This window comes from Actinoplanes sp. NPDC051475, assembly GCF_040689425.1.
Taxonomy (GTDB): domain Bacteria; phylum Actinomycetota; class Actinomycetes; order Mycobacteriales; family Micromonosporaceae; genus Actinoplanes.
Window position 1 is genome coordinate 299,163 of the sequence record NZ_JBFAZZ010000003.1, and the last position, 12,183, is coordinate 311,345.

Sequence of the window (12,183 nt, forward strand, 5' to 3'; positions counted from 1 at the left end):
ATGCACCCTTCCGTCAGGTGGTCCTGACCGGCAGGCTGTCCACACCGAACACGATCGAGGCGCGACGGAACTTGACCTCGGCCGGGTCGATCGCCGGTCGCAGCTGCGGAAAGCGTCGGAGCAATGCCGGCAACGCTGTGCGCAACTCCATCCGAGCCAGCTCGGCACCGATGCAGCGGTGCACGCCGTGGCCGAACGCCAGATGCGAGCGGTCGGGCCGTCGGTCCGGGTCCAACCGATCCGGGTCGTCGCCGAACAGCCGGTCGCGGTTGGCGCCGATGAGCGAGCACATCACGACATCACCGGCGCGGATCTGCACCCCGGCGATCCGCAGGTCGTGCACCGCCACTCGTGGGAACGCCACCTGCACGACGGTCAGATAGCGAAGCAATTCCTCAACCATCGCGTCGACCTCGTCGCCGGCACGCATCCGCCCGGCCATCGTGGCGTCGCCCATCAACACCAATGCGCCGAGCGCCAGCATGCTGGCTGACGTCTCCAGACCGCCGGTCAGCACCCCGTCGGCCAAGCCGGCCAACTCCCGGTCATCGATCTCAGCGCCGTGCGTACGGACAAGCGCGCCGAGCAGGCCTTCGCCCGGGTTGCGACGCTGCTCGGTGATCAACCCGCCGAGGTAGGCCAGCGACTCGGCCACCGCGTCCAGCGACGCACGCGCGCCGTCGGCCAGGTCGAAACGGTCGGTGCTCAACTGCTGAAAGTACGCGCGATCCGCGACAGGCACGCCGAGCAGTTCACAGATGGTCAACGCCGGGATCGGCAGCGCCCACTCCTGCCACAGGTCGGCCGGCATGCCCGCTGCGCCCAACGCGTCCAGCCGGTCCGCAACGATGGCCTCGATCCGTGGCTGCAGCCGGCTCAGCCGGCGCACGGTGAACTCGGGCGTCAGCATCCGACGTAACCGCGTGTGCGCCGGCGGATCGGAAAAGCCCAGACCGCCTGGATCGGCACCCACCTTGACCCGGAGCCGGCCGGCGAACTTCGCGAAGTCGTTGCTGAACCCGTCCAGGCTGGACAGCACCTCACGAACCGGTTCATGACCGGTGATCAGCCACACCCGGATCCCGAACGGCGCCGGCAGCCGGGTGACCGGTTCCCGGGCGCGGGTCAGGGCAATCCGTTCCACCGGGTCCAGACCGTCGCGGTGCAACGGCCAGAGCACCTCTTCCGGCAACAAGGCAAGATCGGCATACGGTACGTCCCCCGCGAACTTGCTGATAAGCAATCCCAGCACCTGCGACCGCACTGCGGACACCAGCGACGCCAAGTCCACTCCGCCACTCCCCCCACGCTCAGCGAACCGCGGCGACTGCCGGCGCCTGCATGATCACACGAGACTGCCGACCAGCCGCGGACTTCACCGTGTCCGCACGGGTGAAACCACGAGCCCGCCGGTGCCGGGGCTCGAGCCCGCGGGAGACGATCAGCTGACCGACGCCGAGCTCGTCCAGCTCTTGCAGTGAGCACGATGCCAGGTGGTGGTCCTAGTGTCGTAGGCATGGTTACCGGTCCGGACAGCGTCGTGGCCAACCCGCTCGAGCAGTTGACGCTTGAGCAGTTACGCACCCGCACCAGCATCAAGTGGACTGCTCACCCGGCCGATGTGTTGCCGCTCTGGGTCGCCGAGATGGATGTCCTGCTCGCTCCTGCGGTGGCCGACACCGTGCACCGGGCGATCGATGCGGGTGACACCGGCTATCCCGGCGGGCGTGCTTACGCCGATGCGTTGGCCGGCTTCGCGGTGGACCGCTGGGGGTGGGACGGGATCGCGGTCGAGCGGACGGCCATCGTGCCGGACGTGATGATGGGGATTGTCGAGACCTTGCGGTTGATCACCGATCCCGGTGACGCTGTCATCGTCTGCGCCCCGGTCTATCCGCCGTTCTACGCCTTCGTCAGCCACGCCGACCGCCGCGTGATCGAGGCACCGCTGGGCCCGGACTGGCGGCTTGACCTCGATGCGCTCGCCGATGCGTTCACCGCGGCTCGGCGGCTCTCGAACCGTCCGGTGCTGCTGTTGTGCAACCCGCACAATCCGACCGGCGTCGTCCATACCCGTGCCGAGTTGACCGCCGTTGCGGCACTCGCGCGTCGGAAGGGCGTACGGGTCATCTCTGACGAGATCCACGCACCCTTGGTCCTCGCGGGCGCCGAGTTCGTCCCCTACCTGAGCGTGTCCGGAGCTGAGGACGCGTTCGCGCTGTTCTCTGCGTCGAAAGGGTGGAACCTGGCCGGTCTGAAGGCTGCCTTGCTGGTCGCCGGGCCTGAGGCCGCCTCTGACCTGACCCGGCTCCCCGAAGAAGTCAGCCATGGACCCAGCCATCTCGGCATCCTGGCCCACACCGCCGCCTTCAGCCATGGCCGCGCTTGGCTCGACGCCCTTGTGCAGAGCCTCGGCCAGAACCGCAGTCTGCTCGCGTCGCTGGTGTCTGAGCATCTGCCGCTCGCCGACATGGTGCACCCGGAGGCGACCTACCTTGCCTGGGTGGACTGCCGACAGCTCGGCCTGCACGCGACCGGCCCGCAGGATGGACCCGGCATGGTCAGTGACCTGTCCGGACCCGCGAAGATGTTCTTCGACGAGGCTCGCGTGGCGCTGAGTTCGGGCCATGTCTTCGGCACCGGCGGCGCCGGGTTCGTCCGGATCAACTTCGCCACCTCATCGGCGATCCTGCGCGCCGCCGTGAAACGCATGGGCGTGGCCGCTTCCTCGATCACGGCGAGCCGGCCAACCCCTGGATAGCCGACTGCTGAAGGTGACTCCGGCGCATCAGGTCTGTAAAGAATGCGCACGGCGGGTGCTGCGCAGGCGTCGCCCCCTGCCCTCTGAGCGGGCCGGCTCCTGCCGGGTAAGGCCCCGCGGGCAGCGAGCACGGCCGCCCGAGCGGAAGTGACCGCGCGGGCCGCCTGCCAGGTAACCACCGCCTGAATGCGTGGCTGACCGGCTTGATCATGAAGTCGTCCGCGCCCGCCGCCGCTGCGTCAGGTGTTACACCCTGTCTGCACCCTCGGAGCGGTCAGTTCCGAGCGTCGCCGCCGATGATGCAGGAGACGTCGGCGTGATTTGCGCCGCCCGGGTCTGCACCAGGTAAGGGGTCAACCATGCTGGCGATGATCGTCGACGATTCCCGCGCGATGCGAGCGATCCTGCGTCGCCTCCTCGTCCCGACCGGGTGCGAGGTCGTCGAGGCGGACAGCGGCCGCAGCGCCCTGCAAGCCCTCGCAACCATGGAGACCATGCCTGACCTGGCCCTGGTCGACTGGAACATGCCCGAGGTCAATGGGCTGGAGTTCATCGGCGCGGTGCGAGCCCAGCCGCAGTGGCGCGACATCACCCTGATGATGGTCACCACCGAGAGCGACCCCCACCAGATCGTGCGGGCGATGGCCGCCGGCGCGCACGAGTACATCATCAAGCCGTTCACCGCCGACGCGATCATCGACAAACTGTCCCTCTTGGGACTGATGAGCTGAACACCACCGCGGCCCAGCCCTCGCGGTACGACTGACAGCGGGGAGCGGACGCGTCGTCAGGCGCTGAAGCGCTGCTGCATGTCGAAGACGCCGAGCACCTTGCTTACCGCCGCGCTCGCCGCCACCAGCCGCAGCCGCAGCCGCAGCCGCCCGGGAGGGTCCCCGCCGGCGCGTTCCAGCGCGGTCAATCGGGCACAGTCGAAGAACCTCACCTCAGCGAGGTCCACGCCCTTGGGCTCGAGGCCCCGTGCAGACCGCCGACGACGCGGCGCTCTTTCCACCACCTGCAGGTCATCATCGTGGTGCCTGGCTTTCAGTTCGCATGCGTTCTTGGTTGCCGCGCGAAGTGGCGCTCGGCGCCAGGCGGTCGCGCGCCCGCGCCCACTCCGGCGGACCCGCGCGTTTCTCGCCGTACCGCGCGTCGCGCTTCGCCACCGGATCAGCCATGCCGACCGACCCTGGGTGATGAGTTGTCGCGCCCGTACCCGTCACATCTACGACGGGACACGACGAGGCGGAAGGATGACGTGATGAGTGCGGACATGCGGCTGGAGGAGCTGGGCGTGAGCGGTCTGGGCGAGGTCGAGGAGCCGGCGTTCTCGGGGTTGGCGGAGCGGCACCGGCGGGAGCTGCACGTGCACTGCTATCGGATGCTCGGATCATTCGAGGACGCCGAGGACACCGTGCAGGAGACGTTCCTGCGTGCTTGGCGGCGGCGGGAGACCTTCGAGGGGCGGTCGACGTTCCGGGCATGGCTGTACCGGATCGCCACCAACGCTTGCCTGGACCTGCTCGCCAAGTGCCGCCCGGAGCCTGCGACCGGCGGCGAGGTGCTGTGGCTGCAGCCCTACCCGGACCGGCTGCTCGACGAGCTGCCCGCGGGCGACACTGACGAGCCGGAGACCGTTGCCGTCGTGCGGGAGACGATCGAGCTGGCGTACCTGGTCGCAGTCCAGCACCTCGCGCCGCGCCCGCGGGCCGTGCTGATCCTGCGGGACGTGCTCGGCTGGCCGGCGAAGGACGTCGCGGAGCTCCTCGGGGACTCCGTCAACTCCGTGAACAGCGCGCTGCAGCGGGCCCGCGCCGGCATGCGGGAACACCTGCCCGCCGAGCGGCAGGACTGGTCCGGCGGAGAGGAGGACGCCGCGACGCGCGAGCTGGTACGCCGCTATACCGACGCCAGCGTGGCCACGGACATCCCCAGGCTCGCCGCTCTGCTACGGGACGACGTGCGAAGCTCGATGCCGCCCACCCCGGGCCTGTACGTCGGCCGCGACAAAGTGGTCAAGGACTGGATCGACAGCGGCTTCGAGGGCATGAAGGGCCTGCGCGCCGTCCCCACCTCCGTGAACCGGCAGCCCGCCGTCGCCTTCTACCTCTGGCGGAAGGAGGAGGGAGCGTACCTGCCGCTGACGATCGACGTCCTGCGCATCACCGGTGGGGCGATCACCGAGATCGTCACGTTCCACAACGACCGGTTCCCGCGGCTCGGGCTGCCGGAACGCCTGCCGGCGGACGGCACGGAGTAGCCCCGTGTGGACGCTCGCACTACGCGGCGGCGCGCGTGTCGCGGTGGTGGCGGCGCAGTGGTGCGACGCGTTCGGTGTCGTCACCCGCGGGCGGGTGCAGCTGGAGTTGCGCGACGGCGAGCCCGGGCCGGTCCTCGGACGCGACACCGGGTTCTGGCTCCGCGGCACTGGCGTCCGCGCCCTGCGGAACCCCGGCCGTCGCACGGCGACGGTGCGCATCGTCGCGCCCAGGGCGAGCTGTCGACGCCGGTCGGCGTGAACTCCGCGGTAGCGGGGGACGCTGCCTCCAAACCCACAGGCCAGGTGCCCGGTCGGTTCCGGGTACCTGGCCTGTGTGCACGGTGACCCGTGGTCGAAACGGGGACGGGGCGGAAGGTCGGTGAGCCGCCCGCTCTGCCGGGCCGGAGCCTCCTCCGGCTCTCTGAGCTATCGCCGTGCCGGCTCAGCCTCCTCGATCGCTGCGGCGGGCGCAACGTGTTTATCGCGACCGTGCCTGGCCGGAGAACACGCCGACCTGCCGCAGTACCCCAGCCAGCAACGAGGACGACACCGTCACCCCGTGAACCAGGTCCCGGGCCGGCGTCGGCAGCTCGGTCAGGCCCTGCCGGTACGGCTGCGTCCAGCCGGTGGCCTCCGGGTCCACCCCGTGCCGCCGGCACGCCTGCCGCACCAGCTCGGCGCCGCACGTGTCGTCACCGAGCACGACATCCCACGGCAGCGGCAGGTCCGCCCATACCTGCACGTCGGCGTGCTGGTCGCGGCCCTCCAGCCGGTGCCAGGCCGCCACGTCCGCCGCCACGAGCGCGGGAACCTTGCCCGGGCAGCTCACCTCGATGACGTCGTCGTACCCCAGGCCCCGCGTCAGGTTGAGCCAACCGGTGCGCGCCTGGTTGAACGCCCGGGTCGCGACGTTCCACGTCGACGAGTCGTCACCCGCCCGCACGATCATGTGGGTGGGATCGCGGCGCACGTCGTAGGAGCGCCGCAGCGCCCGCGCCGACGCAGCGAGCTGCTCGTAGTACAGCCCCATCAGCCGGCCGCACTGCGCATCGTCGAGCCGATCCAGCACCGACCACCGGGTAAGCACCGAGGCGAGCACCCACGGCCGACAGGTCGGGGCCGCCAGTGCCGCCGCCAGCAGCTGCTCGGCGAGGGTGTCCATCGGCCGCGCCTGGCGGCCCGACGTGAACAGGGTCCGCATGTTCAACCGCGACACGTAGTACGCGGTGAACGCTGCGGTGGCCGGGCACGCGACGAAGTCCTCCTCGGCGACGAGGTACGCGAGCCGGGCCTTGCCGAACGCCACCGACGCCTCCCGGTCCCGCTCGGCGGCCAGCACCTCGGTGCGCTGCTGCAGGTGCAACACGGCCCGCACCGCCCGCCGGTACGTACGCACCGACACCCCGGGGAGGCGCACCCGGCGTGTGGCGGCGTCCATCCGGTCCCGGGCGTCGGCGTGCCCACCCCGGTCGCCCCGAGCCCCGGACGGCTTCGGCAGCCTGTAGTGGGTCTCGCCCGTCCACGATTTCATCGGCGCCGGGCGGCGTGGCATCGTCCGGCGGGCCGGCCACGGCTCCTCGCCAGGGAGCACGAGCAGCGTCAGAGCCGACCCGAGCCACAGGTGCAGCGATGCAGGGTCGGCCGAGTCCGCCACCGCGGGCGCCGGCCGCCCCGCGATGAGGGCGACCGCGTCCACCGCGGTCTTTGCCGCCTCGTACGCGCGGGCCAGCCCCGGATGGTGCCGCCACGCCGACGGCATCGACGACCCGACCGGTCCCGTCCACACCGCCGGCCCGTTCTCCGTGACCAGCAGCTGACGGGCCCGCTGGTACCGAGCCATCGCGTACAGGTCCCGGGTGCCCACCGCATTCAGCCACCCGTCCGCACCGAGCTCCACGATGTCCAGCGCCACGTCCTGAGGCAGCCGCCGCTCGCGAATCCCGAGGTACAAACGGTGCAGAATCTCGTCTTCCGAACGCTTCACCGACACCCTGACCACCCAGCCCCGTCGTCACCACGGCCCGGTGAGCGATCCCGCCCCGAGCGCCGGTCGCAGGAAGACCAGCCGCACAGTATCGGCCCACGCGAGCGAGGCCGTCCAACCGTTTTCGGCTCGCCCGGCGGGGCGGTGCCGGTCAGCGCTTCTGGTCGGGCTCTCGAAGACTGAGCCGGCGGACGTCAAGCGCCGGCGTCCGCCCACCGCTGATCGGCGATCCGAGGCGCCCCAGCTCCCGTTCGTCGAAGGGACGCATACGCTCGCGTAACCTCGGTAGGCACGTCCACATGGGCGATGAAGCCACGCCCTGCCGGCCCGTAACCGTTCCGGTCATCGGTGAGCCGGGGGATCTCCCCCATCAGCAGGGAAACGTATCGATCCAGCGGCCACATGCCGTCGGGCGGCGCCCGGAAACCGAGCTCGCCATCGATCAGATCGACGGGTGTCCGGTGAGCGGCGAAGTTCACGATCCGTGCGGCAGGCGCGTACAAGCGGAATCCGGCGTCTATACGCCGCTGCATCGAGGCGTCCTGAATGATCAGGATCCGCCGGTGCGGAACACCCCTGGCGGTCAGCAGCGCCAGAGCATTGCGAACGTTGCTGCCGCAATTCGTCGACTCGTGCTCCAGAAGGTCGGCGTTGATGCCGTACCGTTCGCGAAGATAGCGATCGAAGAGCATCGCTTCTGCCTGTCCCGGCATGTCGTCCCAGCTCATGCGACGCCGCATGGCGGCGCGGAGGACGTCGGTGGAGTGGCCCTGGCCACCGACGATCATGAAGCGGGCGGCGAGGTCGTCCATGACGACTCGGGCGAACAGGTCACCGCCGGCGAGAATGCTGCCGCCGAAGAGGATCGCGACATCCAACGAGCCACCTGCTGCCTCGTTGACCGCGTCGCGGCTCAGCGCGCCGACATCGCGTTGGGCGCAGAAGTCGGCGAGGGTGTTGAGGTTAGCGACGTCATCGGCTCCCACCACGGATCGAGGATAGCTATGGCCCGTCTTGCGCTTCGCCTCTTCCGGGAGCCTCATCCCGGTCAGAGCTGCAGCTCGCATTCCCACTGTTCGAACGGCGGTTCCACCTCGAATTGCGGGTCGCAGTACGCGCGGATCCACTGGGCGGCACGGTACGACGCCTGCTCGCCGTTGGTGACCTTCCCGCTCTCGTCGATCTCGAGCACGTTGGTGTAGATGGCGAAGATCTGCTCCAGAACGGATCCGTTCTCGCCGAGCGCGGACTGGTAGTCGATGTCGCCCAGCAGCTTCATGGCCAGCGTGCCGTTGCCGAGGTAGTAGGCGAACAAACGAATCGAGGCGCGTACGTCTACAGGCAGCTGAGGCATCCCGCCATGATGCCCGAGCGCCGCCACGGCATGCCGGTCAGCGCTCGCAGCTGGGCACGGCCGCTCGATGGGCGGTGCCGGACGTCGGCACGCTGATGCCACAGCCCGAATCTCACCTTGCCGACCCGGGCTAGCCTGTGGCGATGCACGCACAGGTACGGTCGATCCACTTTCCGGATCTCCCGATCGATGAGTCGTTCGACCCTGCCAACACGGTGCAGCTGGCGGCACCACCGAGGTCTCCGCGATCATCCGCCGTGTGATCGGCGACGTCGAAGGCCACAATTGGCACCATCTCGCCGAGCAGCTCAGCCGCATCGGCCACTGGGAGTACGAGGCCCTCGCCGGCAGCTGACAATCTCCTCGTCGCTCACGCGAGCTGAGCAGAAGTGGGCACGTCTGCGGGCACATCCATCGTGGTGTCATGATCGGCGGCGCGCTGCCGTACCACACCTTCCACACCGATCTCGCGCAGCTGCATCGCCAGGAACGATCCGATGTTGACCAACGTGACGGTGACGTGCGCTCGAGCTCCGACATCTTGGCCCGCGAGGAGCGCGGCCATGCCGGCGCCGTCGAGCATGTGGACATCACCGAGGTCGAGAAGGATCACACGGGGCGCCCACCGCACGATCGCGGCGTGCACCGCACCGGGGACCTGTTCGGGACTTTGGTAGGCCACCACACCGGCCACCGTGATGATCACGGTGTCATCGGGGCGCAACTCAGCGTGTACGAGTGAGGGCACCGCTCGACTTTCGCACAAGATCACAAAATAGCCCAATGGCGATGCCTGGTGTTCGGAACAGTCGGCCTCGTGGGGTGGAAGCGGAACGCCGAGATGGGCATTGAGCGATGCGGCGCGGCCGTCTTGCGCCCGGCGAGGCCCTGACGCCGGAGCTGTCCGGCCTGGAAGTCAACACCTGCCAAGACGGCATTCGGCTCAGCCTTACCCGGTCATTCCCGGCTGGCCGCCGGCGGGACGATCCACGCGGTACGCCGTCGGCGGCCCGGCGTGCGACGGGGGCCGGTCCTGCAGCGTGTCGCGCACGTTCTTCTGCACCGCGACCGCGGCGAACAAGGTCATCGCGAACGCCAGTCCGTAGAAGCCCTTCTCGCTGAGCGTCAGGTCACTGTTCCACAGGCCGATCGCAAGCATCACGATGGCGAGCCCCACCACCACCCACGCGAGCCCCAGGTACAGCGCCGACACCGGCAGGCCCTCGGACCGGTCCCGCACGGACTTCTGCAGGGACACCGCGGCGAACACCCCCAGCACCAGCACCGCGGCATAGAAGCCCTTCTCGCTCCTGGTCATGGTGGCGTTCCACAACCCGACGGCGAACGACACGATGCCGAGGACGAGGACGGTCCACGAGGCACCGACGAAGGCAGCCGAGGGCTTGGACGAAGACGACGGTTGGTAAGCCACAGCAATCTCCGAACGCGCGTTGGGCGGCTCGGCGACGCCGGCCGCGCGCCTGGGCTCGATCGGCGGGCGCACGTCGTCCCCCCGTGGACAGGCGACCCTTGAGACACTATGGCCTTTCACGGCGCCGAGCGGCCGAAACCGCGAAATCCGCCAGGCCGGAAAGCGACCCACTTCGCCCTGCTCAGGACTCACGACTGCCGATCGGATCGAATTTCAGCGCAGTTCGCGCAGCCGACAGAGTGCGGCACAGCTGGAACCCGCAAGGATGGCGCCCGAAGTCAGCCTCTCAGTTCCGATCTTGGGCACCTCGGCACTCCATCAGCACGGGTGGCGGCGCCGCCGTACGTAGAGTCGGCCGTCTGGCGAGCCCGAGCGGACCGGCGCTTCCAGTGACTCGTGTGAAGGAGAAGCATGACGAAGGTAGTCGTTCTCGGCGCCGGATTGGCCGGCCTGACGACCGCGTCGCTACTCGAACGCGACGGGCATGACGTGACGGTGGTGGAACGCGATCCGGACGGGCCGCCCTCGCGACCCTGCGATGCATGGATACGGTGGCGGCGACCTGGCGTGGGCCAGTTTCAGTCCCCGCATCTGATGTTGCCCCGGTGGTGGGCTCTCCTGCGCCAGGAATTGCCCGACTTGGCAGCCGAACTCAAGGCATCAGGTGCGCGGCACCTCAACCTGGTGGAGGCCTTGCCGTCGGCTTGGCGGGGAGGAATGAGACCTGAGGACGACCGATTCGATACCGTGACGGCCCGCCGACCGGTCATCGAGGCGGTGCTGGCCGGTCGTGTCAACGTCCGGCGGGGAACGAAGGTTGCAGGTCTGGTCACGTCCGGCACGCGGGTGAGCGGGATAGCGGTGGCCGGCGGTTCGATACCTGCCGATCTGGTGGTGGACTGTTCGGGCCGGCATTCACCATTGAGCGCGTGGCTCGCCAAGGCGGGGTTACCACCTGTCGATTTCGACAGAGCCGACCATGGTTTCGTCTACTATGGTCGCCACTTCCGTGGCCCGCGCCTGCCGGAAGCGCTCGGGTACTACCGCCAGGACTACGACTCCTTCACGGTGCTGACGCTGCCGGCCGACAACGACACTTGGTCAGTCGCCATCGTCGCCAGCAGCCAGGACAGAGAGGCAAGAAGGCTGCGCCGACCGGAGTCGTGGCAGGCGGCCATCGCGCAGTTCCCTCTTGCCGCACACTGGGCCGAAGCAGAATCGATTTCCGACATCGATGTCATGGCCGGCACCCACAATCGGCGCCGGCTCGGCCCGACCGACGGTGGGCATCTGACACAAGGCGTGGTTTCCGTTGGCGACTCGTGGGCGTCCACGAACCCCTCGCTCGGCCGCGGAGCGTCCATGGCTTTCCTCCACGCACTCCACCTTCGCGACGTCTTACGCGCGACAGAGACGCCGGACGAGATCAGTCGTCACTTCGACGAACTCACCACGCAACACATGACGCCCTTGTACGACTCCGTCATCGGCGCCGACCAGGTGCGACTCGACGAGGTGGACGCCGACATCGCCGGCAGGCCGTTCGAGACGCCTGATCCAGGTTGGGCGCGAGGCCGGGCCTTCCTGGCGGCCAGCCTCCGTGATCCGGACATCGCCCGGGCGTACCTGGCGGTCTCGAGCTTCATCGCCACCACTCGCCAGGCGCTCGCCACGCCGCGTGTGCGGGAATCGATAGCAACGACACCACCGACTCGCTATCCGCTACCCGGGCCGACTCGTGCACAAATATTCGACAAAGTCGCCCCGTGAGTCGGCGCTTTCCGCCGGAACCGCAGCGCAGCGCAGCAACCCATTGCAATTGGAATCAAGAAGGGAACCGAATGGCGCACGTCACCCGACTGGAGGTCCGAGCCGAGGACATCGATGTCAACGGCCATGTCCGGGACTCGAAATACGTCGACTACGCAGCGCATGCCCGATGGCAGGCCGTTATTCAGGCCGGGCTCGACCCGCGCGCACTCGCAGCCGCTGCGATCGGCCCCATTCACCTCGAGGTCACTGTTAAATATCTCAAGGAGCTGGTGCTCGGCGACGAGGTCGAAGTTCGGACTCGATTCGAGTACCCGAAGCCGAAGATCGTACGGATATTGCAGACGTTGACACGAATCTCCGATGGTGAGCCCGTCGCGGAAGTAGCCTCGACGACCGGACTCCTCGACCTACGTAGACGCCGGCTGCTTGACGACGCGCGACAGACCTGGCGCAGATTCCTGACCGACCCTGCAGTTATCGACAGCGCGCCGTGATCACCGAGATGCCGGTCAGGGCGACGCATAGGACCCATTGTCGCGGACCAGCTGAACACATCAGTCAGATCCGGCCGGGTGCCTGCTCCTCTTGCCTAACCCGGCGAAGGGCGGGCGCCGTGAAC

Annotated in this window: 13 protein-coding genes and 1 pseudogene; 7 read left to right on the forward strand and 7 right to left on the reverse strand. The window is 68.7% G+C overall.

What is annotated here, in order from left to right:
* Nucleotides 1-13 precede the first annotated feature (13 nt).
* A complete protein-coding gene (locus AB0368_RS08730; RefSeq protein WP_366153202.1) occupies nt 14-1,285 on the reverse strand; it encodes a cytochrome P450 in 1,272 nt (423 codons plus the stop codon).
* A gap of 231 nt (nt 1,286-1,516) precedes the next feature.
* On the opposite strand from AB0368_RS08730, the gene AB0368_RS08735 reads away from it, so the two are divergent.
* Nucleotides 1,517-2,761 carry a MalY/PatB family protein gene (locus AB0368_RS08735; RefSeq protein ID WP_366153203.1) on the forward strand — a complete coding sequence of 415 codons (1,245 nt, stop codon included), beginning with the start codon at nt 1,517-1,519 and terminating at the stop codon, nt 2,759-2,761.
* Between the two features lie 359 nt (nt 2,762-3,120).
* Nucleotides 3,121-3,492, forward strand: a complete 372-nt coding sequence (locus AB0368_RS08740) for a response regulator (protein WP_366153204.1) — start codon at nt 3,121-3,123, stop codon at nt 3,490-3,492.
* Between the two features lie 56 nt (nt 3,493-3,548).
* Here AB0368_RS08740 and AB0368_RS08745 read toward each other — a convergent pair whose 3' ends face one another.
* Entirely contained in the window at nt 3,549-3,719 is a 171-nt protein-coding gene (locus AB0368_RS08745; RefSeq protein ID WP_366153205.1) for a hypothetical protein, read from the reverse strand.
* Nucleotides 3,720-4,022: 303 nt separating this feature from the next.
* On the opposite strand from AB0368_RS08745, the gene AB0368_RS08750 reads away from it, so the two are divergent.
* Complete coding sequence (locus AB0368_RS08750) at nt 4,023-5,021, forward strand: RNA polymerase subunit sigma-70 (RefSeq protein WP_366153206.1); 999 nt, start codon at nt 4,023-4,025, stop codon at nt 5,019-5,021.
* Between the two features lie 4 nt (nt 5,022-5,025).
* Nucleotides 5,026-5,280 carry a hypothetical protein gene (locus tag AB0368_RS08755; RefSeq protein WP_366153207.1) on the forward strand — a complete coding sequence of 85 codons (255 nt, stop codon included), beginning with the start codon at nt 5,026-5,028 and terminating at the stop codon, nt 5,278-5,280.
* 219 nt (nt 5,281-5,499) lie between these two features.
* Here the strand turns inward: AB0368_RS08755 and AB0368_RS08760 are convergent, their stop codons facing one another.
* The 3 genes from AB0368_RS08760 to AB0368_RS08770 all read right to left on the reverse strand — a co-directional run bounded on the left by AB0368_RS08760 (nt 5,500) and on the right by AB0368_RS08770 (nt 8,359).
* The gene (locus tag AB0368_RS08760; RefSeq protein WP_366153208.1) at nt 5,500-7,005 is read right to left on the reverse strand and encodes a hypothetical protein; all 1,506 of its coding nucleotides are present in this window, start codon (nt 7,003-7,005) and stop codon (nt 5,500-5,502) included.
* A 194-nt stretch (nt 7,006-7,199) separates the two neighbouring features.
* The gene (locus tag AB0368_RS08765; RefSeq protein WP_366153209.1) at nt 7,200-7,994 is read right to left on the reverse strand and encodes an ElyC/SanA/YdcF family protein; all 795 of its coding nucleotides are present in this window, start codon (nt 7,992-7,994) and stop codon (nt 7,200-7,202) included.
* A 59-nt stretch (nt 7,995-8,053) separates the two neighbouring features.
* Nucleotides 8,054-8,359 carry a hypothetical protein gene (locus AB0368_RS08770; RefSeq protein ID WP_366153210.1) on the reverse strand — a complete coding sequence of 102 codons (306 nt, stop codon included), beginning with the start codon at nt 8,357-8,359 and terminating at the stop codon, nt 8,054-8,056.
* A 244-nt stretch (nt 8,360-8,603) separates the two neighbouring features.
* Here AB0368_RS08770 and AB0368_RS08775 point away from each other — a divergent pair.
* Nucleotides 8,604-8,714 (forward strand): annotated as a pseudogene (locus tag AB0368_RS08775) (Imm8 family immunity protein); the annotation flags it as partial.
* 15 nt (nt 8,715-8,729) lie between these two features.
* On the opposite strand, the gene AB0368_RS08780 reads toward AB0368_RS08775, so the two are convergent.
* Both AB0368_RS08780 and yiaA read right to left on the reverse strand, forming a co-directional pair.
* Nucleotides 8,730-9,065 carry an STAS domain-containing protein gene (locus AB0368_RS08780; protein ID WP_366153211.1) on the reverse strand — a complete coding sequence of 112 codons (336 nt, stop codon included), beginning with the start codon at nt 9,063-9,065 and terminating at the stop codon, nt 8,730-8,732.
* A 243-nt stretch (nt 9,066-9,308) separates the two neighbouring features.
* Nucleotides 9,309-9,791 (reverse strand): inner membrane protein YiaA, encoded by a 483-nt coding sequence (gene yiaA / locus AB0368_RS08785; protein WP_366153212.1) that lies wholly within the window; start codon nt 9,789-9,791, stop codon nt 9,309-9,311.
* A gap of 411 nt (nt 9,792-10,202) precedes the next feature.
* On the opposite strand from yiaA, the gene AB0368_RS08790 reads away from it, so the two are divergent.
* Entirely contained in the window at nt 10,203-11,561 is a 1,359-nt protein-coding gene (locus AB0368_RS08790; RefSeq protein WP_366153213.1) for an FAD-dependent oxidoreductase, read from the forward strand.
* A 71-nt stretch (nt 11,562-11,632) separates the two neighbouring features.
* The gene (locus tag AB0368_RS08795; protein ID WP_366153214.1) at nt 11,633-12,058 is read left to right on the forward strand and encodes an acyl-CoA thioesterase; all 426 of its coding nucleotides are present in this window, start codon (nt 11,633-11,635) and stop codon (nt 12,056-12,058) included.
* Nucleotides 12,059-12,183: the final 125 nt, after the last annotated feature.